The sequence below is a fragment of the Acidiphilium sp. AL genome, assembly GCF_025499445.1.
GTDB classification, from domain to species: Bacteria; Pseudomonadota; Alphaproteobacteria; order Acetobacterales; family Acetobacteraceae; genus Acidiphilium; species Acidiphilium iwatense.
Map to the genome: position 1 here is coordinate 242,921 of NZ_JAIMBZ010000001.1, position 19,491 is coordinate 262,411.

Annotated in this window: 19 protein-coding genes and 1 tRNA gene; 8 read left to right on the forward strand and 12 right to left on the reverse strand. The window is 65.5% G+C overall.

Features of this window, described 5'->3' with window-relative positions:
• Positions 1-88: 88 nt before the first annotated feature.
• Positions 89-739, forward strand: coding sequence for a ribonuclease HII (locus tag AiwAL_RS01010; protein ID WP_235703951.1), 651 nt, complete (start codon positions 89-91; stop codon positions 737-739).
• Here AiwAL_RS01010 and AiwAL_RS01015 read toward each other — a convergent pair.
• From AiwAL_RS01015 to AiwAL_RS01040, 6 genes are all read right to left on the reverse strand, one after another.
• Positions 649-1,962 carry an MFS transporter gene (locus AiwAL_RS01015; RefSeq protein ID WP_235703952.1) on the reverse strand — a complete coding sequence of 438 codons (1,314 nt, stop codon included), beginning with the start codon at positions 1,960-1,962 and terminating at the stop codon, positions 649-651. The genes AiwAL_RS01010 and AiwAL_RS01015 overlap by 91 nt on opposite strands.
• On the reverse strand, positions 1,916-2,173 hold the full coding sequence (locus AiwAL_RS01020; RefSeq protein ID WP_235703953.1) for a hypothetical protein: 258 nt from the start codon (positions 2,171-2,173) through the stop codon (positions 1,916-1,918). The genes AiwAL_RS01015 and AiwAL_RS01020 overlap by 47 nt, the downstream gene beginning before the upstream one ends.
• A gap of 277 nt (positions 2,174-2,450) precedes the next feature.
• Positions 2,451-3,500 carry a ribonucleotide-diphosphate reductase subunit beta gene (locus tag AiwAL_RS01025; protein ID WP_235703954.1) on the reverse strand — a complete coding sequence of 350 codons (1,050 nt, stop codon included), beginning with the start codon at positions 3,498-3,500 and terminating at the stop codon, positions 2,451-2,453.
• Between the two features lie 124 nt (positions 3,501-3,624).
• Positions 3,625-3,888, reverse strand: coding sequence for a hypothetical protein (locus AiwAL_RS01030; protein ID WP_262311935.1), 264 nt, complete (start codon positions 3,886-3,888; stop codon positions 3,625-3,627).
• Between the two features lie 72 nt (positions 3,889-3,960).
• Positions 3,961-5,847 carry a ribonucleoside-diphosphate reductase subunit alpha gene (locus AiwAL_RS01035; RefSeq protein WP_235703955.1) on the reverse strand — a complete coding sequence of 629 codons (1,887 nt, stop codon included), beginning with the start codon at positions 5,845-5,847 and terminating at the stop codon, positions 3,961-3,963.
• Between the two features lie 309 nt (positions 5,848-6,156).
• Entirely contained in the window at positions 6,157-7,359 is a 1,203-nt protein-coding gene (locus AiwAL_RS01040) for a pyridoxal phosphate-dependent aminotransferase (RefSeq protein WP_235703956.1), read from the reverse strand.
• A 128-nt stretch (positions 7,360-7,487) separates the two neighbouring features.
• Here AiwAL_RS01040 and AiwAL_RS01045 point away from each other — a divergent pair.
• Positions 7,488-7,562 (forward strand) — tRNA-Gln (locus tag AiwAL_RS01045).
• A gap of 7 nt (positions 7,563-7,569) precedes the next feature.
• Here AiwAL_RS01045 and AiwAL_RS01050 read toward each other — a convergent pair.
• Genes AiwAL_RS01050 through argH form a run of 4 tightly spaced genes read right to left on the reverse strand, consistent with a single transcriptional unit; the run spans position 7,570 to position 12,748 of the window.
• Positions 7,570-9,882: a DUF4175 domain-containing protein gene (locus tag AiwAL_RS01050; protein WP_262311936.1), complete on the reverse strand. Its 2,313-nt coding sequence runs from the start codon at positions 9,880-9,882 to the stop codon at positions 7,570-7,572.
• Positions 9,883-11,199, reverse strand: a complete 1,317-nt coding sequence (gene lysA / locus AiwAL_RS01055) for a diaminopimelate decarboxylase (RefSeq protein WP_235703958.1) — start codon at positions 11,197-11,199, stop codon at positions 9,883-9,885. It lies immediately after the preceding gene.
• Positions 11,200-11,201: 2 nt separating this feature from the next.
• Entirely contained in the window at positions 11,202-11,330 is a 129-nt protein-coding gene (locus AiwAL_RS01060) for a hypothetical protein (RefSeq protein WP_262311937.1), read from the reverse strand.
• Complete coding sequence (gene argH, locus AiwAL_RS01065; protein ID WP_235703959.1) at positions 11,327-12,748, reverse strand: argininosuccinate lyase; 1,422 nt, start codon at positions 12,746-12,748, stop codon at positions 11,327-11,329. The genes AiwAL_RS01060 and argH overlap by 4 nt, the downstream gene beginning before the upstream one ends.
• A 25-nt stretch (positions 12,749-12,773) precedes the next feature.
• On the opposite strand from argH, the gene AiwAL_RS01070 reads away from it, so the two are divergent.
• Both AiwAL_RS01070 and AiwAL_RS01075 read left to right on the forward strand, forming a co-directional pair.
• Entirely contained in the window at positions 12,774-13,367 is a 594-nt protein-coding gene (locus AiwAL_RS01070; RefSeq protein WP_235703960.1) for a TlpA disulfide reductase family protein, read from the forward strand.
• Positions 13,368-13,430: 63 nt separating this feature from the next.
• Positions 13,431-14,660: an argininosuccinate synthase gene (locus AiwAL_RS01075; RefSeq protein ID WP_235703961.1), complete on the forward strand. Its 1,230-nt coding sequence runs from the start codon at positions 13,431-13,433 to the stop codon at positions 14,658-14,660.
• A 2-nt stretch (positions 14,661-14,662) separates the two neighbouring features.
• Here AiwAL_RS01075 and AiwAL_RS01080 read toward each other — a convergent pair whose 3' ends face one another.
• Positions 14,663-15,364, reverse strand: a complete 702-nt coding sequence (locus tag AiwAL_RS01080) for a type 1 glutamine amidotransferase domain-containing protein (RefSeq protein ID WP_262311938.1) — start codon at positions 15,362-15,364, stop codon at positions 14,663-14,665.
• 155 nt (positions 15,365-15,519) lie between these two features.
• On the opposite strand from AiwAL_RS01080, the gene AiwAL_RS01085 reads away from it, so the two are divergent.
• From AiwAL_RS01085 to AiwAL_RS01100, 4 genes are all read left to right on the forward strand, one after another.
• Complete coding sequence (locus AiwAL_RS01085; RefSeq protein ID WP_235703963.1) at positions 15,520-15,918, forward strand: energy transducer TonB; 399 nt, start codon at positions 15,520-15,522, stop codon at positions 15,916-15,918.
• 12 nt (positions 15,919-15,930) lie between these two features.
• Entirely contained in the window at positions 15,931-16,386 is a 456-nt protein-coding gene (locus AiwAL_RS01090) for a DUF962 domain-containing protein (RefSeq protein ID WP_262311939.1), read from the forward strand.
• Between the two features lie 86 nt (positions 16,387-16,472).
• Entirely contained in the window at positions 16,473-16,862 is a 390-nt protein-coding gene (locus AiwAL_RS01095; protein WP_262311940.1) for a hypothetical protein, read from the forward strand.
• 23 nt (positions 16,863-16,885) lie between these two features.
• Positions 16,886-18,988 carry a prolyl oligopeptidase family protein gene (locus AiwAL_RS01100; RefSeq protein WP_262311941.1) on the forward strand — a complete coding sequence of 701 codons (2,103 nt, stop codon included), beginning with the start codon at positions 16,886-16,888 and terminating at the stop codon, positions 18,986-18,988.
• Here the strand turns inward: AiwAL_RS01100 and AiwAL_RS01105 are convergent.
• Positions 18,959-19,405: a hypothetical protein gene (locus AiwAL_RS01105; RefSeq protein WP_235703967.1), complete on the reverse strand. Its 447-nt coding sequence runs from the start codon at positions 19,403-19,405 to the stop codon at positions 18,959-18,961. The two genes, AiwAL_RS01100 and AiwAL_RS01105, sit on opposite strands and share 30 nt — an antisense overlap.
• Positions 19,406-19,491: the final 86 nt, after the last annotated feature.

Below are 19,491 nucleotides of genomic sequence, written 5' to 3' on the forward strand. Positions count from 1 at the left end.
CAAGCACGCTTTCGATTTGTCTTGACGATCAATTTCATGGCTTCTGGCTGGATTGCTGCGCGATTCAACCAGAAGCCATATTGATCTTATGCCTGACTGCCGCCACGAAACCCGGATCGGCGGCGTGGTCGCCGGGGTGGACGAGGTGGGGCGCGGGCCGCTCGCCGGCCCCGTGGTGGCGGCGGCGGCGATCCTGCCGGACGTGCTGCCTGCAGGACTGGCCGCGCTGATCGACGATTCCAAGAAACTCTCCGCCGCCCAGCGCGTGCGTGCTCTGGCCGCGCTGATCGATTCTGGCGCGTTCGTCGCGCTGGGCGCCGCATCGGTCGCCGAAATCGCCCGCCTCAACATCCTGCACGCGAGCCTGCTCGCGATGCGCCGGGCGGTCTCGCGGCTGAAATGCCGCCCGGATCACGTGCTGATCGACGGCCACATCGCGCCGTCGCTGCCGATGCCCTGCACCACGCTGATCGGCGGCGACGGTATTTCGCTGTCGATCGCGGCGGCTTCGATCGCGGCCAAAATCGCCAGGGACCGGCTGATGACGCGGCTGGATACCCGCTACCCCGGCTATTTCTGGGCGCGCAACGCCGGCTACGGCACGCCGGCACACCGCGCGGCGATCGCCTCGCTCGGCATCACCGTGCATCACCGGCGCGGCTTCGGTCCCTTGCTGACCGAGGGCTTGCCCAGCAAGGCGGAAGCGATCGCGGCAAGCGATGCGGTGGCCAGCAGATAGACCCCGGCGGCCAGCTTGCTGCCGGTCACCCCGATCAGCGCGGTCGCGATCATCGGCGCGGTGCCGCCGCCGAACCCCATGCCGAGATTGAACGCCAGCGAATAGCCCGACAGCCGGTAGCGGGGCGGAAACAGTCCCGAGAGCATGGCGGGCGCCGCGCCCATCACCAGCGCGAGCAGCAGCGCGAACCCGATCTGCACTGCCCAGAGGCCGGATGACGCCGCATCGCGCGCGGCGGCGAAGCCGGGCCAGGCGGTCAGCGCCAGTGCCGCGAAAGCGAGCGCGATCAGAGTCGTGCGTCCGATCAGACGATCGGTGCTCCAGCCGGCGAGGGGAATGACCAGGATGGTCAGCGCCTGGGCGATCGTGTTGATGCCGAGCGCGCGCGCCGCGTCCGTATGGCCGAAACTGGTCGCGAAGGTCGGCAGGAACACCATGGCGAGATAGAAGCTGCCGCCATAGCCGAAGGCGAACAGGGTCGCGAGGCCGAGCCCGCGCGGATTTTCGGCGAAAGCCACCCGCAGCGGAGCGATTCTCTCGTTCGGGTCGGGCCGGTAGGGGCTGTCCTCGATATGACGGCGGAGCAGGAACGCGATCGCGGCGAGCGCGCCGCCGGCGAGAAACGGGATGCGCCAGGCGCCGGCATCGAGGGCATGGGCGCCGCCGACCGCCGCGGTGAGTGCCGCGAGCCCGGCCGCCAGCAGCGAGCCGCCCATCGAGCCGATATTGGCGAAGCTGCCGGCGAAGCCCCGGCGATTTTCGGGCGCGGTCTCGACCAGATAGGTCACCGATCCGGTGAACTCGCCGCCCACCGAAACTCCCTGCAGGATGCGCACCAGGACCAGCAGAACCGGGGCCGCGACCCCGGCCTCTGCATAGGTCGGCAGCAGGCCGACCAGAACCGTGGCGCTGCCCATCATGGTCACCGAAAGCAGCAGGACGAACTGCCTGCCGATCCGATCGCCGAGATAGCCGAAAACGATGCCGCCCAGCGGGCGCATCAGAAAACCGATGGCGAATCCGGCGAACACCCCGAGCAGCGAGGCGATGCGGTCATGCGAGGGGAAGAACAGCCGGCCCAGCGTGGGGGCAAGGAAGCCGTATAGCCCGAAATCATACCATTCGAGCACGTTGCCGATCGCGCCGGCGGCGAGAGGCCGCCAGGCCAGCGCGGCCTCAGCCGTATCTCTGCTCGGGATGGCGCAGATGCCAGAGCCGCTCATGGGCGGCGACCAGGCTTTCGATGCTTTTGCGCCGATTGGTGTCGGGGTTGACGGTGCGCCGGGACAGCATCTTTTCCAGGATCACCAGCAATTGTTCCGCGACGTCGTAATCGTCCTGATCGCAGGCATGGTGAAAGGCGATGAGAATCTTGTCGGACAGGCGTCGGCTGTAGCGCGACTGCGATCGGTCCGGTTTTGCGTTGTCGGTCACTTGGTCGACAGAATCCTCATCCACCACGGTTACACCCAATCTGAAGATGAACGGTTCGTCACCTTACTGATTTTTAGTCGTTGCGCCATCCGAAAATCGTCCGAAAATAGCACCAATTGCAATCAACGCGCGATTTTCCGGCAGGCCTGAGCCGGTCAGGCCCGCCGGCGCGCAGATTTTTGGATAGATTTCCAGGTTATAAAGGCATGGTTCCAAAATTTTTACAAGTTTAGTCGCACAATGATTTTCCCGCGGGATCGGCGCGAATCGGTCGGATTTACGAAACCGAGGCCGGCGTTTCGGACGAAAACACGAAATCGGCGAAGGCATCTTCCCAGGAGCCGGTGGTCGAGGCCTTGCTGTATTCGGTCGCCCGGTTTTCGAAGAAATTCGCGTGCTCCACCGCGTTGAGCATCTCGTCGAGCCAGGGCAGCGGGTTCTTCTCGATATGGAACAGCACGTTGAGGCCGAGCTGCTGCAACCGGCGATCGGCGATGAAGCGGATATAGCGCTTGACATCGGCGGCGGTCAGCCCCTCGACCGCGCCGAACTCGAACGCCAGATCGATGAACGCATCCTCGTGATCGACGATGGTTGCGCACGACAGATAGAGTTCGCGCCGCAGCTCCTCGGTCCAGATCTCCGGGTTTTCCGAAATGAAGGTGCGGAACAGGCGGATCACCGAGATGCAGTGCAGGCTCTCGTCGCGCACCGACCAGGAGATGATCTGGCCCATCCCTTTCATTTTGTTGAAACGCGGAAAATTCAGCAGGATCGCGAAGGAGGCGAACAGTTGCAGCCCTTCGGTGAAGGCGCCGAAGGCCGCCAGCGTCTTGGCGATCTCGTGCTTACTGTCGACCCGGAAGCCGTGCATGTAGTCGTACTTGTCCTTCATTTCCTTGTATTTCATGAAGGCCGAGTATTCGAGTTCCGGCATTCCCACGGTATCGAGCAGATGCGAATAGGCGGCGATATGCACGGTCTCGATATTGGAAAACGCCGACAGCATCATCAGCACTTCGGTCGGTTTGAACACCTGCGAATAGTGCTTCATGTAGCAGTTGTTCACCTCGACATCCGCCTGGGTGAAGAAGCGGAAAATCTGGGTCAGCAGATTGCGCTCGCCGGACGTCAGATTCTTGTGCCAGTCCTTCACGTCGTCGGCCAGCGGCACTTCCTCGGGCAGCCAGTGCACCCGCTGCTGGGTCAGCCACGCCTCATAGGCCCACGGGTAGCGGAACGGCTTATAGACCGGATTTTCGGTCAGCAGGTCGTATTTTTGCGCTGTGGACGGGACGGATGACGGGGCGGAAACGATGGCGGACATACTCTTACCTCAGGCTTTGGGATCGACAGAAAGCTTAGAAATTGAAGGCAATGTTTGAAATAAATTTATTTATACGTTAAATGTATAAATCTTGGATCGCATTTATTAATGCTCAATTGAATTATTATTTTCTACCAAAATTCAACCCATATAAGTCATTGAGTGACGATTGAGCCTGACCGATATAATGATCTCCCGTAATAGTATTTGTTGTAATCGTTTGCGGGCTTACGGATCCACTTACAGCAACCGTAGCGCTTGTGACTAATGGCGGCACATGATTTGTCGAAATATGATGATTTTTCTGATAACCAAAGTCACAATAAGTTCCCATCAGCGCAAGGGGAAGGCCGGCATATAAAATTTTATTACGAATTGAGTATTTCACGGCTTTTCCATTCGACTTGCATTTTGTGGTTCCAATTAAATTTTGGAATTTCTGACTTCTCCTATCTCGCGGTCACTGACACGCCAGGCACTCCTCGTAATTGGTCGGGCTCGCCGCCGCAACCAGCGGCAGGGGCGCCGTATCGTTGGCCGCCTCGTCATGGCTGCGCCGTTCGACCTTTTCGCTCACCGTATCGGCGCGCTGGATCGACAGCGACCGGCAATAATACAGCGACTTCACCCCGCGCTTCCACGCCTGATAATGGATCTGGTGCAGATCCCGCTTATGCACGTCGGCGGGCAGAAACACGTTGACCGACTGGCTCTGGCAGATATACGGCGTCCGATCCGCCGCGTGCTCGACCACCCAGCGCTGATCCAGCTCGAACGCGGTCTTGAACACCGATTTCTCGTCGTCGGTCAGGAAATCGAGATGCTGCACCGACCCCTTGGTGACGGTGATGTTCGACCAGGTCTCGTCGTCGTCGCGGCCTTTGGCGGCCAGCAGTTGCTGCAGGTGGCGGTTGCGGACCGAGAAGCTGCCGGAGAGTGTCTTCTGCAGGAACACATTGGCGGCGATCGGCTCGATTCCGGGGCTCGCATTGCCCGCGATGATCGAGATCGAGGCGGTCGGCGCGATCGCCATCTTGTTGGAAAACCGCTCCATGATCCCGTAATCTGCGGCATCCGGGCACGGCCCGCGTTCGGCGGCCAGCTTGTGCGACGCCGCATCGGCCCCAGACCGAATATGCTTGAAAATCCGTATGTTCCACACCTTCGCCATGGCGCTCTCGAAGGGGATGTTCAGCGCCTGCAGGAAGGAATGGAACCCCATCACCCCAAGCCCCACCGAACGCTCGCGCATCGCCGCATACTTCGCCCGGCTCATGCTGTCCGGCGCGCGGTCGATGAAATCCTGCAGCACATTATCGAGGAAGCGCATCACATCCTCGATGAACTGCGGATTGTCGTGCCACTCGAACCAGGTTTCCAGATTGATCGAGGACAGGCAGCACACCGCGGTCCGCTGCGCGCCGTGCTGGTCGAGCCCGGTCGGCAGGGTGATCTCGGAGCACAGATTCGAGGTCTTCACTTCGAGTCCGGCCAGTTTATGATGCTCCGGCCGCGCGTTGTTCACATGATCGGAGAACACCAGATACGGCTCGCCGGTCTCGATCCGCGCGGTCAGCAGCCGCACCCACAGCGCGCGCGCCGACACGCTGCGCACATGCGCGTTATCCTTGGGCGAGGTGAGGGACCACATCTCGTCGCCCTCGACCGCGCGCATGAACGCGTCCGAAATCAGAATGCCATGATGCAGGTTGAGCGCCTTGCGATTCGGGTCGCCGCCGGTCGGCCGGCGGATCTCGATGAATTCCTCGATTTCCGGGTGCGAAACCGGCAGATACACCGCCGCCGAGCCGCGCCGCAGCGAGCCCTGGGAAATTGCAAGCGTCAGGCTGTCCATCACCCGGATGAACGGCACCACGCCCGAGGTCTTGCCGTTCTGGCCGACCTTTTCGCCGATCGAGCGCAGATTGCCCCAATAGGAGCCGATGCCGCCGCCCTTGCTCGCCAGCCAGACATTCTCGTTCCAGAGATCGACGATCCCCTCCAGACTGTCCGACGCCTCGTTCAGGAAGCAGGAAATCGGCAGCCCGCGCGAGGTGCCGCCATTGGAGAGCACCGGCGTCGCCGGCATGAACCACATCCGGCTGATATAGTCGTAGAGCCGCTGCGCGTGCGCCGTATCGTCGCCATAATAGGAGGCGACACGTGCGAACAGATCCTGATAGCCCTCGCCGGGCAGCAGGTAGCGGTCGTCCAGGGTCGCCCGGCCGAAATCGGTCAGCAGCGAATCGCGCGACCGGTCGACCCGCACCTGATGCCGTCCCGGCATCTGGACGATATCGTCGAGGTCGTCGAGCATCGACGGTTCGGTTCGGGTGATCGCGTTCATCGCTGCTTCGTCTCCGCTCGGGTTCGCGTCCACCATAACAACATATAGAGGGGGGCCCACGCAATGACCTACTACATCGGGTTCCATCACAAAATTCGCTTGCACCGAGTCGGGGTCAAGCCGGGATAAACAGTTCATGATTTGTTCCATTATACTCAGGGCGCAATCCCGGCAAGACGCCCCGACTCGATGACATTCATGTGGTGATTGGCCGTCGCGACAACCAGGCGAACCGCTGGTTGTCGCGTGCATGGCAATGCCACGCTCGCCGCGCCCCAGCCCCAGGGCGCGGTCACCTGTGCTGGTGGATCAGCGCATGTCCTTGCAGAAATTCTGGATCCGGGTGCAGGCGTCGCGCAGCGCCTCGGTGCTGGTCGCGTAGCTGACCCGGAAATAGCCGGGATAGACGAAGGCCGATCCGTGCACGGCGGCGACGCCGTGCTCCTCCAGCAGCGCGGTGACGAACGCCTCGTCATCGGTGATTTTGGTCCCGCCCGCGCTGGTCTTGCCGATGCAGCCATGGATCGAGGGGAATACGTAGAACGCGCCCTCGGGCTTCGCACAGGTCAGGCCGGGTGCCGCGTTCAGCATCTCGACCACCAGATCGCGCCGTTCGCGATAGGCCGCCCGCATCGTCGCGATCGCATCCTCCGGCCCGGTCAGCGCCGCGACCGCCGCCGCCTGCGACACCGACGAGGTGTTCGAGGTGGATTGGCTCTGTAGCTTGTCCATCGCCTTGATGAGTGCCACCGGCGCGCCGCAGAAGCCGATGCGCCAGCCGGTCATCGCATAGGCTTTCGAGCAGCCGTTCATCGTCACCGTGCGGTCGCGCAACCGCGGCTCGACCTCGACGATGGTGGCCGGCCTGAACCCGTCATAGACCAGTTTTTCGTAGATATCGTCGGTGAACACCCAGACATCCGGGTGGCGCAGGAGCATATCGCAGATCGGCCGCAGATCCTCCGCCGAATAGGCCGCCCCGGTCGGGTTGGACGGCGAGTTCAGGATCAGCCATTTGGTGCGCGGCGTGATCGCGGCTTCCAGATCCTCGGCGCGCAGCTTGAACCCGTTGTTCTGGCCGCAGGGAACGAAGACCGGCTTGCCCTCGGCCAGTTGCACGATGTCGGGATAGCTCACCCAGCACGGCGTCGGGATGATCGCCTCGTCGCCCGCCTCGATGGTCGCGAGCATGGCGTTGAAAATCACCTGCTTGCCACCGGTCGAGACGATGATCTCCTCCGGCTTGTAGTCGATTCCGCTGTCGCGCTTGAACTTTTCCGCGACCGCCTTCCGCAGGGTCATGGTGCCGGCGACATCGGTATATTTGGTCTCGCCCGCCTCGATCGCGGCAATCGCGGCGCGCTTGATGTGGTCGGGCGTGTCGAAATCCGGCTCGCCGGCCGAAAGGCTGATGATATCGCGTCCCGCGGCCTTGAGCTGCCGCGCCTTGGTCGAAATCGCGATGGTCTGGCTCGGGCTGATGCGGTTCAAACGCGCGGCGATCAGGTCCATTTCTGTTTCTCCCCGGAAAACGCACGTCATCTAACGTGGATTGCCCTGCTTGAACATCCTTCGAACGCCGCATCTGCCGTGCGGCCCTTGCCGAGCGGCGCGCGACGCCATATCAGACCTTGCGCGCATGGGGTGTAGCCAAGCGGTAAGGCAGCGGATTTTGATTCCGCCATGCGGAGGTTCGAATCCTCCCACCCCAGCCAGATCCGATCAGAAACGATTGCCCAGCAGCCGGTGGTAATAAAGATGCGCCGGCGGCGGCAGGCCGGGCTCGGCGTCGCGCCGGATCAGTTCGTTCTCGATCTGCCGCGCCTCCGAATGCGCGCCGGCCCGGCCCAGGCTCAGCACGCCACGATTCTCATTGCCGAACTCGCCATGGCCGCCCGGCGCATGCCGGCCAAGCCCGACCGGCCCGCCGCCGGTGCCATGCCCCGCCTGCATCGATTGCAGCGCGCCGGAAGCCTGCTGCAATGCTGTGATCGCGGCGCGTTCCGGCGGCACCGCGCCCGCGCGGTCGCCGGCCTTGAGATGCGCTTCCGCGCCTGCCATCGCCCGCTTGCCGTTGCCGAGTTCCGGCATCGCGGGCAGGCCGGCATTCGCCATCGCCTGCCGGATCGCCTGCAGGGCCATTTGCAAGCCTTGCTGTTCCTGGGCGAGCGCCTGACTGCGCGGTCCGGGTTTCTGTCCGGCGGTATTGCCCATCGGCGGCAGGCTGCGCCGTCCGGTGCGGTCCATCAGCCGGGATTCCCGGCGCATCAGGCGCGACAATGCCTGGGCGGCGTTCTGCTCCGCCCGTTGCGCCGCCGCCTGGGCCGCGCTCATCGGCGCGGCGTTCTGCAACTGGTTCAGCATGTGGCGCAGCCGGCGCATGTCGCGCCGCGCCTGCGCTTCTTCTCCGGCAGCCGCTTCATGGGCGATGCGCTGGGCCAGCCGGTCGATCGCCGACATCGACATCGGCTGCGCTTGTTGATTCCGCGCCTGTGCCTGCTGTGCCAGGGCCGAAAGATGCGCTTCGGTGGTCCGGTTCAGCCGATCGAGCAGGGCGCGCAACTGGCGCGCGGTCTCCGGCCGCCCATCCAGCGCGCGCTCGAGGGCCTGTTCCAGCGCGCGCCGCGCGGCGTCGAGCTGCTGCGCCGACCGGTATGCCGCGCCCTGTTCGGCGCGCTGCACCAGGGTCCAGAGCTGCGCCTCGGGATGCGCGGCCTTGCCGCCGCCGGCGGCGAAAGCCGCGGCGAATCGCCGGATCGCCTTGCCGGTTCCCGGCGTCACCGCCCCCGGCGGCGACTGGCCGATCGCGATGAGCGTTTTCGCCAGTGCGGGGCGCAGCGTCGGGGTCAGCGCCAGGGCACGGCGCACGTCTTCCAGCGCCTGCGCCGTGCGATTGACCAGATGCGGTGCCGGTAAGGTGAATTTCGCCTCCGCCGATCGCCCAGTCAGATTGGCCGGATTGATCGCGGCGAGCCGGCCGGACACCGCGAGCCCGGCATAGGGGCTGGCAAGCAGGTCGAGCCGCGCCGCGCCCGACAGGCGTTTGCCGCGAGCGAGCGAGGCGCTTTCCGTGCGCGCATTCGGCGCGGACACCGGAAGGTAGCGCAATGCCAGGGATTTCAGCCCGTAGCGACTCTCGGCCCGCCACGACAGATCGATCCGCCTGCCGTCCGCATCGGGATGCGGTGGGACGGTGAAACCGATGAGCGGCGGTGTGGGTGCCGTCACGTCGATGCGGAACCGTGCCGCGCGATGCCAGAACGGCCCGACAACCACGCGCGTCGAGACCAGGAGCGGCTGCGTCGCCCGGTAGCTGCCCCGGTCGAGCGTGGCGAAGCCGAGAGGTTTCCCGCCGATCCAGGCGGCGGGCGCGCCGCCGCCCGCGCCGGTCACGATCAGCGAGAGCGAGGAACCGGCCAGGGCATGAACGATCCGGTCCCGCGCGCCGATCAGGCGCGGCGCCCCGCGGGTCCAGCGCGGCGGCGTGATCCAGGCCTGCACGGACATGGCGGGGCCGGCGAACAGGCGCGGCGGGGCGAGGAGCCCGGCAAGCCGCGACCCTGCCTGCGGCCCGGCGGCGATCCAGGCGGCGATCAGCCCCAGCAGCAGCAAGGCGCGCAGCGCGAACGGATCGTGCGCCGCGAAATCGGGCGCCGGCACACCCACCTTCGCACCCGCGATCGCCCGGTCCAGCCGCGCGCGATACGCCGCCCATAACGGCGCCTCGGCACCCTCGAGCGGCGCGGGACGGTCCTCGATCGCCGCGATCGGCCGGTGCGCCAGCCCCGAATCGCGCTCGATCCGCCGGTCGATCGCGGCCGGCTCGGGCGCGCGGAAGCGCCGATACGCCTGCCAGACCGTCGCGGCCAGCCCGGCCAGCCCCAGAATGTCGACGATCCAGCCGCCCGCACCGGTCAGGGCGAGGATCAGGAACAGCACAATCACCCCGACCGGCACCATCGCCGCGATCGCCAGCGCCTCGACCCAGAGCACGATGCGCGCCCGCCTGCGCAACCGGGCGAGGCGGGAGACCATCTATCCCAGCCGGTCGGGCACGATCTCGTCGCGCCATAGATCTTCGATGCCTTGCCGCATCCTGATCACATGGGGCGTTCCACGCTCGATCAAGAGCTGCGCGGCGAAGGGCCGTCCATTATAGGTGCTGCTCATCGCCGCCCCATAGGCACCGGCATCGAGGATCGCGACCAGCGCGCCGGGTGCGAGCTCCGGCAGCGCATAATCGCCGAACCGGTCGCTGCTCTCGCACACCGGCCCGACCACCTCGGCGGGATGCGCGACGCCGGCGGCATCCACGGCACTCACCGGCACGATGCCGTGCCGCGCGTCGTACAAGGCCGGGCGCAGCAGATCGTTCATCCCGGCATCGAGCACCACGAAACGTTGTTGCGCCGTGCGCTTGACCAGGGTTACCCGTGCCAGCAGCAGCCCCGCCGGTCCCACCAGCCAGCGGCCTGGTTCGACGATCAGCTCCAACCCCCGGTTGCCCGCCACGCGCCGCACCATCGACGCGTAGGGGGGCAGCGCGAACGCAATGCCGTCGTCATAGGGAATCCCAAATCCGCCGCCGAGGTCGAGCCGGGTGACCGCAACCCCGTCGGCGCGCAGCGCATCGATCAGATCGAGCACGCGCCGGTACGCCGCCTCGAACGGCTCGGGCGAAAAAATCTGGCTGCCGATATGGGTGGAGAACCCGCAAGGCGCGATGCCGGCCAGCGCCGCGGCATGACGATAGAGCGATACCGCATCGCTATAGGCGATACCGAATTTATCGCCCGCCCGCCCGGTGCTGATCTTGTCATGCGCCCCGGCTTCGATATCGGGGTTCACCCGCAGCGAAACCGGCGTCGTCCGTCCCATCGCGGATGCGATTGCCGAAATCATGCCGAGTTCTTCCGCGCTCTCGACGTTGATCTGGCCGATCCCGGCGCCGATCGCCCGTTCGATCTCGTCAGACCGTTTGCCGACGCCCGAGAACACCATCGCTCCCGGCGCGATGCCGGCGGCTTCGGCGCGAGCGAATTCGCCTGTGCTGGTCACATCGGCGCCCGCGCCGTCCATGCGCAGGACCGACAGGATCGCCAGATGGTCGTTCGCCTTCACCGCGTAGCGGATCGCGGGCGCCAGCCCTTCGGCGGCGAAGGCGTCGCGCAAGGTCGCGAGCCGCGCGCGCAGCGTGTCGGCGCCGTAAACCCAGCACGGCGTGCCGTGCTCCGCCGCGATCGCGGCTAGCGGAACATCCTCGAAACCCAGCCCGGCCATTGCGTTCCAGGCCAGACCCGGCCTTGCAGCGATCAGCCGGTGCCATTCCCGATCGCGCGCGAGAGCGTCCATCGTCAGTTCGATGGATACTGGTGCGGATAGGTGATCGCGCTCGCCGGGCCGGGCGGCGAGGGGGCACCCGCCCGACCGCAGGACGCCAGAGCGAGACAGGCGAGCAGGGCAAGCAATAGAACCGGCCTCATGCCAGGGCCTCCAGCCACCGCGCGGCCTCGCGCGCGACATTCTCCGGCGCGGTGCCACCCTGGGCGCTGCGCGCGGCGACCGAAGCCTCGACGGTCAGCACCTCGAACACTTTTTCCGTGATGCGCGGCTCGATCTCCTGCATTGCCGCCAGCGGCAAATCCGCCAGCTCCAGCCCGCGAGCCTCGGCCGCGCTCACGATCCGGCCGGTCGCGTGATGCGCGGTGCGGAACGGCAGACCGAGTTCGCGCACCAGATAATCGGCGAGATCGGTCGCGGTCGCGTAATCCGCCCCCGCCGCCGCGCGCATCCGCGCCGGGTCCGGCTGCATGTCGCGCACCATCCCCGCCATCGCCGCGAGCACCAGTTCGGCGGCATCGGCGGCGTCGAACACCGCCTCCTTGTCCTCCTGCATGTCCTTGGCATAGGCGAGCGGCAGGCCCTTCATCACCGTGAGCAAGCCGGTCAGCGCGCCGAAAATCCGCCCGGTTTTGGCGCGGGCCAGCTCCGCCGCGTCCGGGTTGCGCTTCTGCGGCATGATCGAGGAGCCGGTGGTGAACGCGTCCGACAGCCGCACAAATCGATAGGGTGCGCTGGTCCAGATCACGATTTCCTCGGCGAAGCGCGAGAGATGCATCGCCAGGATCGACAGCGCCGCGAGAAACTCGATCGCGAAATCCCGGTCGGACACCGAATCGAGCGAGTTCGCGGTGGGCCGGTCGAAGCCGAGCGTTCGCGCGGTCATCGCCCGGTCGATCGGGAAGGTGGTGCCGGCCAGCGCGGCCGCCCCCAGCGGGCATTCGTTCAGCCGAACCCGGCAATCGGCGAGCCGGCCCCGGTCACGCGCGAGCATTTCCACATAGGCGAGCAGGTGATGCCCGAACGTCACCGGCTGCGCGGTCTGCAGATGGGTGAAACCGGGCATGATCGTCGCGGCATGTTCCGCCGCGCGCCCGGCCAGGGCGCGCATCAGATCGCGCAACTGGCCGTCCAGCGCATCGACCGCCGCGCGCACCCAGAGCCGGAAATCGGTCGCCACCTGGTCGTTGCGGCTGCGCCCGGTGTGCAGCCGCCGCCCGGCCTCGCCGATATGGCCGACCAGCCAGGCCTCGATATTGGTGTGGATGTCCTCCAGCGCCGGATCGAAGGTGAATTTCTGCTCCGCGATCGCGGCACCGATTTCGCTCAGACCCTGGCGGATCGCCGCTTCGTCGGCCTCGGAAATGATGCCCTGCTTCGCCAGCATCGCCGCATGGGCGAGGCTTCCGGCAATATCCTCGCGCCACAGCCGGTAATCGAAACCGATCGAGGCGTTGATCGCCTGCATGATCGCGGCGGGGCCTTCGGCGAACCGGCCGCCCCATTGCAGATTGGCCCATTGCAGCCGGGCGGATGCCGCGCCAGAGATGGGGGGAGGCATATCGGTTTTCGGAGTTCGGCGGTCCATGGCACTCACATTATCTCGGCGGCATTTCGCGGCAATCGGCGCGGGTCTGGCAGCGCCAGGATTAGCTTCGCTGGCCGGGTTCGGCAAATCCGCCCGTGCTTCGGACCTGCCCGACGCGGCTGGCGCGCTCGGCGAGATCATGCCGGTGCCGCCGCCGCCGTTTCACTTCATGAACGCGGGTGGGCGGCGCCTCACCCTCGCGCATTATCGCGGCGAGGGGCTGGTGGTGAATTTCTGGGCGACCTGGTGCGGCCCCTGCACCCGCGAATTGCCCACGCTCGCCGCGCTGAACAAGGTGCTGCTGCCCGACGGGATCAGGGTTCTGCCGATTTCGGTCGATTCAAGCGGCGCGCGCGCGGTCGAGCCCTATTACGCGAAGCATCATATCGAGGGGTTGCCGGTGCTGGTCGACCCTTCGTCGAGCGCGCTGGCGGCGTTTCATGTCGACGGCATTCCGCTCACCGTTCTGATCGACCGAAAGGGCGACATGGTCGCCCGGCTGGAAGGCGCGGGCGACTGGAACACGCCGGCAACCGCCGCCAAGGTCCGCCGGCTGGTCGGCGGCGCGAAACCGCCGGTCACGCAAACCTGATCCGCGCTTGGCAGAGCGTCAGCCGGCTGATAGGTCGCGTCCCAGCCGAGGAGAATTGTTGCGATGGCCGACAAGAGCGTGAAGAAAGTGGTGCTCGCCTATTCGGGCGGGCTGGATACCAGCGTCATCCTCCGCTGGCTGCAGACCGAATACAACGCCGAGGTGGTCACCTTCACCGCCGATCTCGGCCAGGGCGAGGAACTCGAACCCGCGCGCCGCAAGGCCGAATTGTTCGGCATCAAGGAGATTTTCGTCGAGGATCTCCGCGAAACCTTCACTGCCGACTTCGTGTTCCCGATGTTCCGCGCCAATGCGCTTTACGAGGGCCAGTATCTGCTCGGCACCTCGATCGCGCGACCGTTGATCGCGCAGCGCCAGATCGAAATCGCCGAAGCGGTCGGGGCCGACGCGGTGGCGCACGGCGCGACCGGCAAGGGCAACGATCAGGTGCGCTTCGAACTCGCCTATTACGCGCTCAAGCCTGACGTGAAGGTGATCGCGCCGTGGCGCGAATGGAGCCTGACCAGCCGGACCAGGCTGCTCGAATTCGCCGAGGCCCATCAAATCCCGATCAGCAAGGACAAGCGCGGCGAGGCTCCGTTTTCGGTCGACGCCAACCTGCTGCACTCCTCCTCGGAGGGCAAAATCCTCGAAGATCCGGCCCAGGAACCCGACGAGATCGTCTATCAGCGCACCATCAGCCCGGAAGCCGCGCCCGATATCGCGACCGAGATCAGCATCGATTTTGCCGAAGGCGATCCGGTCGGCCTGAACGGCGAAACCCTGTCGCCGGCAACTTTGCTCACCCGGCTGAACGCGCTCGGGCGCGACAACGGGATCGGCCGGCTCGACCTGGTGGAAAACCGTTTCGTCGGGATGAAATCGCGCGGCGTCTATGAAACCCCCGGCGGCACTATCCTGCTCGCGGCACATCGCGCGATCGAAAGCATCACCCTGGATCGCGAAGCGGCGCATCTCAAGGACAGTCTGATGCCGCGCTACGCCGAGCTGATCTATAACGGGTTCTGGTTCTCCCCGGAGCGCCGGATGCTCCAGGCTTTGATCGACACCAGCCAGCATTCGGTGGCGGGCCGCGTGCGGCTCAAACTCTACAAGGGTAACGTGATCGTCACCGGGCGGGAGAGCCCGAACTCGCTGTATTCGGCCCGCATGGTGACGTTCGAGGACGACCAGGGCGCCTACAACCAGCAGGACGCGGCCGGATTCATCAAGCTGAACGCGCTGCGCCTGCGGCTCGGCGCCGCCGTGGGCCGCCGAGGCGGAGCATTGTAGGGCTACGCCGCCTTGGTCTGCTTCGCCTTCAGCGCGGTGATCACCGCCTGAGCCAGGGGTTCGGAGGATTTCGGGTTCTGCCCGGTCAGCAGATTGCCGTCCTCCATGATGTGCGGGGTGAAATCGGGACCGACCGAGACCTGCGCGCCGAGACCGCGCAGCGTGGTTTCCAGCAGGAACGGCACCTTGTCCTCAAGGTGAACCGCGCGCTCCTCGCTGTCGGAAAAGCAGGTGATCGAGCGGCCCTTGATCAGCGGCGACCCGTCGAGACGGGTCACGCCGATGAACCCGGCCGGCCCGTGACACACCGAGGCGACGATCTTGCCCGCGTCCAGCATGGTGGCGATCAGTGTCGCGAGGACGGGATTGTTCGGAAAATCCCACATCGTGCCATGGCCGCCGGGCAGGAAAATCGCCTCGAAATCACCCGGATCGACACTGGTGGCGGGCTTGCTGTGATGCGCCGCCTCGATCGCGGCGGGATCGTCGTGGAAGCGCCGGACCGGCTCGGGCAGCGGCGTTTCGGCGAGGCTTCTGGCGTCGATCGGCACCTCGCCGCCGCGGATCGAGGCGAGCGCGACCTGGTACCCGGCATCGGCGAAGGCGCAATACGGCGCCGCGAGCTCTTCGTACCACACGCCGGTCGCGTCGTCGGTGCCCGGAATGCTGGTATGCGACGTGGTGACGATAAGAATCTTGCCCATCCTGACCTCCTGACTGCACACTGACCGGAAGGTGGGGACCGGCGGGGCCGATTGCGAGCCGCCATCCCGGACCCGGATTCGGTTCGATGGTCGTCGAATTCGACGGATGCCTTATTTGATGTCAGCGTAATTCGACGATCGCGAAAGGCTTCTCGATGCGCTATCCGGTTTGCCTGGCCTTGATCTGGCTGCTGCTGCCCGCCCTCGCCCTGGCGGATGGCGCGCCGCCGCCCGCGTTGTCCGCCGCCGCGCGACAGGCGATCGCCCGGCAGGCGGCGCAATTGCTCCGCGAGCCGGGCGTCACCCGTGTCGGGTTCTATGAAATGATCGTGAACCGCGCCGGCGCTATCGTCGCGGTCTCCGTCGCCCGGTCCTCGGGCAACACGGCGCTGGACCGGAAAATCCTTGCCCAGCTCCAGAAAGGCCATGTCAGGCAATTGCCGAAGAATTCGCCACCCATGGTCGCCTTCGTGCTGCCGGTCGCGTTCAAGAAGAACGGGCAGGTGACCGGCGCGGTTGCGAACAAAAAACTAAACAAGCCGGATCAGCCGTGATATGAACCCGGCATGGAAACGACCCTGCAGGCCAAGCTCGCACATTACGCGGAAAGCCATCGGGACCGGCGCAACGTCATCATCCATTGCATCTGCGTGCCGGCCATCGTGTTCGCGGTGATCGGGCTGCTGATGGCGCTGAACATCCTCGTCGCCATCGCCGCGATGATCGTCGCGACCGTCTATTACGCCCGGATCGACCCGGATCGCGCGGTGGGCATCCGGGCGGCGGCGACCATGGCGGTGATGATGGTGGCGATGCTCGTCGTCTGGCTCGTGCTGGTGCCGCCGGGCGAGCGGCTCGCGGCGGCGGTGGCGATTTTCGTGCTCGCCTGGATCGGCCAGTTCGTCGGCCATCATCTGGAGGGGCAGAAACCCTCGTTTTTCGACGATCTTCGCTATCTTCTGGTCGGCCCGCTCTTCGTCGCCCATGAATTGACCCCGAGCCGCAAGGCAGCTTGGCGATAGCCGGCCCCGCGGCGTTGCCACATTTCGACCCTGCGCCGGCCATGATTCGTGCCTATCTGATGGGTGGTTCGATGGAGGAGAAGACCATGACCATGAGCATGAACGCACGGCGCGCGCGCCGGATCGGCCTGACCGGAGCGGTGATCGTGACCGCGCTCGGGCTGGCCGGCTGCACCAACCCCTATAGCCCGACCCAAAGGGCGCTCGGCGGCGGTGCGATCGGCGCCGGTGCGGGTGCCGCGATCGGGGCAGCGACCGGCGGCAGCCCGGCGGCCGGCGCGCTGATCGGCGGCGCCGTGGGTGCGCTCGGCGGCGCGCTGACCACGCCGCAACCGCCACCGCCCGGCTATTACAATGGCGGTAACGGCAATCAGGGCGGCTATTACAATAACAACCCGCCTCCGCCGCCGCCCGGCTATTACAATAATAACCCGCCGCCGCCGCCCGGCTATTACAATGGCGGGCCTGGTTACTGATCACCGATTCCGGCGCCCTCACGGTGGACCTGGCCGCGGGGGCGCGGTCTAATCGGCGGATGAACGACATCGCCGAATTCGACGACCCCTATCTCTGGCTTGAGGAGATCGATGGTGACCGCGCTGTCGCCTGGGTCGAGGCGCAGAACCGGCGCACCTGCGAACGGCTCTGCGATGCCGGTTTCGACACCGACAAAGCCGCGCTGACCGCGATTTACGACGCCGACACGCGCATCCCCGCCATCGTCCAGCGCGGCGGACAGGTCTATAATTTCTGGACCGATACCGGCCACAAGCGCGGCGTCTGGCGGCGCACGACGCTCGACGACTACCGGCACGAAACGCCGAATTGGGACATCCTGCTCGATCTCGACGAACTCTGCGACAGGGAGAGCCAAAGCTGGGTCTGGCACGGCGCGCAAACCCTGCCACCCGCCCATGACCGGGCGTTGATCCATCTGTCGGCCGGAGGGTCGGACGCCGGAATGCTGCGCGAATTCGACCTTGCCGCACGGCGTTTCACGAGCGATGGATTTATCGTGCCGGTCGCCAAAACCTCGGCGGTCTGGGACGATCCCGACACGATCCTGATCGCGACAGCCCATGGCGGCGATACCACCGAATCGGGCTATGCCCGCACGGTGCGGCGCTGGCGGCGCGGCACCCGGCTGGAAGACGCGCCCATCGTGTTCGAGGTCGAGCCGACCGACATAGCCGCTTCGGTCTATCGGAGCCATGATCCGGCGCACCGTTTCACGCTGCTCGTCCGAACCATCGAATTCTATCGGGCCGAGTATCATTACCAGCCGGACGGGGGCCCGCGCGTGAAACTCGATCTTCCGATCGATGCCGATATCGATATCGGGCACCGGCGAATGCTGGTCCGCCTCCGGTCGGAATGGATTATCAACGAAAAGACGTTCGCGGCGGGCAGCTTTCTTACCATCACCATCGAAAAATTCCTTGCCGGGTCGCGCGATTTCGCGGTGATATATGCGCCGGGCGCGCGGCGCGCCCTGGAAAGCTGGGTCAATCTCAAATTTTGCATCGTGCTCGCGATTCTCGACAATGTCGCGAGCACGATCGAATTCGCCGATGCGGAAGATGGCTGGCGGATCCGTCCGATCGAAGGTTTGCCGGCGAACAGTGCCGTTCATGTGCGGCAACTCGCACCGGATGACCCCGAGTCCGAGACGCTTCTGTTCGATGTGGGCGGATTTCTCGCGCCCGATGCGCTGATGCTCGGCGGCCCGGACGCGAAGCCGGAGGTGCTGAAGCGCCTGCCGCCGCAGTTCGACGCATCGGGCCTGGAGGTGCGGCAATATGAAGCCACCGCGCGGGACGGCACGGCGATTCCGTATTTCGTCGTCAGCCCCGACGCGCCGCCGCCGGAAGGTGGCTGGCCGGTCTATCTTACCGGCTATGGCGGGTTCGAGGTATCGCTGACGCCCGGTTATCTCGCGGCTCAGGGCGCGCTGTGGTGCGCGAAAGGCGGCGCATTCGTGCAGGCGAACATTCGCGGCGGCGGCGAATTCGGGCCGGATTGGCATAAAGCCGGGATTCGCGAGGGCAAGAAAATCGCTCAGGACGATTTCGCCGCGGTCGCCGCCGATCTTGTCAAACGTGGTCTTACGTGGCCTTCCGGCATTCTCGGCGCCGGCGGCAGCAATGGCGGGCTGCTGGTCGGCAACATGCTGACCAGGCATCCCGAGGCGTTCGGCGCGATTTTCTGCACGGTGCCGCTGCTCGACATGAAGCGCTATACCAAACTTCTCGCCGGGCATTCCTGGATCGCGGAATATGGCGACCCGGACAAACCCGAGGATTGGGCATTTTTGCGGGAAATTTCGCCCTATCAATGCGCGGTGCCGGAGCAAAACTATCCGCCGGCGTTGATCGCCACCACGCGGCGCGACGATCGGGTGCATCCGGGCCATGCGCGCAAGATGGCCGCGACACTGCAGGCCATGGGCTATGACGCGCTCTATTATGAACAGGCGGAAGGCGGTCATGGCGCCGGGGCGGATGCCGCGCAGCGCGCCTTTTTTCATGCGCTCGGTTTCGCCTTCGCCCGCCGGACGGTCGGGGTAGGGATGTCAGGCGATTCGCGCGCGCCGACGCGATGATCCGCGCATCAGCAGCGGAAGGATCAGCCCGACGCCGATACCCCAGCATCCGTTGATCAGGAACGACCGCTCGAACACGCCGGCAGCCAGGTTGTGCGACACCGGCAGCCCCTTGATCAGCGGTACGATGAAAATCCCGGTCAGCGCCGCCGCGACGCCGAGCCCGAGCCCGAGCACCCAGAGCGGCGCGCGCGGCAAGGCGGGCAGCACCAACCCGAACGCCGCACCCCATACGCCGCCCCAGAAGCACATATCGAGAATCGCCGGCACGCCGAACGGCGGCACCGGGCCGGTCGGGTAGGGCGGCGGCATCATGCCGGCCAGATGCAAGGCTTCCCACATGCCTTGATGGAAGACGAGAACCGAGATCACCCCGGCGGCGAAGCCGAGGCAGAGGCGGGCGAAAGCGTTCGGCATGGCGCACTCTCCGTTTTGCGCGATCGGCGCGGCTTGAAGCAGGATAACGCATCTTGCGCCGGATCATCATCGTGTGGGTAAAAATA

What these genes read in the sequence shown, in the direction of transcription:
- AiwAL_RS01025 (WP_235703954.1), bottom strand. Translation starts at nt 3,500, where the DNA reads ATGTCCGCCATCGTTTCCGCCCCGTCATCCGTCCCGTCCACAGCGCAA.
- AiwAL_RS01095 (WP_262311940.1), top strand. Translation starts at nt 16,473, where the DNA reads ATGACCATGAGCATGAACGCACGGCGCGCGCGCCGGATCGGCCTGACC.
- AiwAL_RS01070 (WP_235703960.1), top strand. Translation starts at nt 12,774, where the DNA reads ATGGCACTCACATTATCTCGGCGGCATTTCGCGGCAATCGGCGCGGGT.
- AiwAL_RS01060 (WP_262311937.1), bottom strand. Translation starts at nt 11,330, where the DNA reads ATGAGGCCGGTTCTATTGCTTGCCCTGCTCGCCTGTCTCGCTCTGGCG.
- AiwAL_RS01010 (WP_235703951.1), top strand. Translation starts at nt 89, where the DNA reads ATGCCTGACTGCCGCCACGAAACCCGGATCGGCGGCGTGGTCGCCGGG.
- AiwAL_RS01105 (WP_235703967.1), bottom strand. Translation starts at nt 19,405, where the DNA reads ATGCCGAACGCTTTCGCCCGCCTCTGCCTCGGCTTCGCCGCCGGGGTG.
- AiwAL_RS01015 (WP_235703952.1), bottom strand. Translation starts at nt 1,962, where the DNA reads ATGAGCGGCTCTGGCATCTGCGCCATCCCGAGCAGAGATACGGCTGAG.
- AiwAL_RS01040 (WP_235703956.1), bottom strand. Translation starts at nt 7,359, where the DNA reads ATGGACCTGATCGCCGCGCGTTTGAACCGCATCAGCCCGAGCCAGACC.
- AiwAL_RS01050 (WP_262311936.1), bottom strand. Translation starts at nt 9,882, where the DNA reads ATGGTCTCCCGCCTCGCCCGGTTGCGCAGGCGGGCGCGCATCGTGCTC.
- argH (WP_235703959.1), bottom strand. Translation starts at nt 12,748, where the DNA reads ATGCCTCCCCCCATCTCTGGCGCGGCATCCGCCCGGCTGCAATGGGCC.
- AiwAL_RS01090 (WP_262311939.1), top strand. Translation starts at nt 15,931, where the DNA reads ATGGAAACGACCCTGCAGGCCAAGCTCGCACATTACGCGGAAAGCCAT.
- AiwAL_RS01080 (WP_262311938.1), bottom strand. Translation starts at nt 15,364, where the DNA reads ATGGGCAAGATTCTTATCGTCACCACGTCGCATACCAGCATTCCGGGC.
- AiwAL_RS01075 (WP_235703961.1), top strand. Translation starts at nt 13,431, where the DNA reads ATGGCCGACAAGAGCGTGAAGAAAGTGGTGCTCGCCTATTCGGGCGGG.
- AiwAL_RS01035 (WP_235703955.1), bottom strand. Translation starts at nt 5,847, where the DNA reads ATGAACGCGATCACCCGAACCGAACCGTCGATGCTCGACGACCTCGAC.
- AiwAL_RS01085 (WP_235703963.1), top strand. Translation starts at nt 15,520, where the DNA reads ATGCGCTATCCGGTTTGCCTGGCCTTGATCTGGCTGCTGCTGCCCGCC.
- lysA (WP_235703958.1), bottom strand. Translation starts at nt 11,199, where the DNA reads ATGGACGCTCTCGCGCGCGATCGGGAATGGCACCGGCTGATCGCTGCA.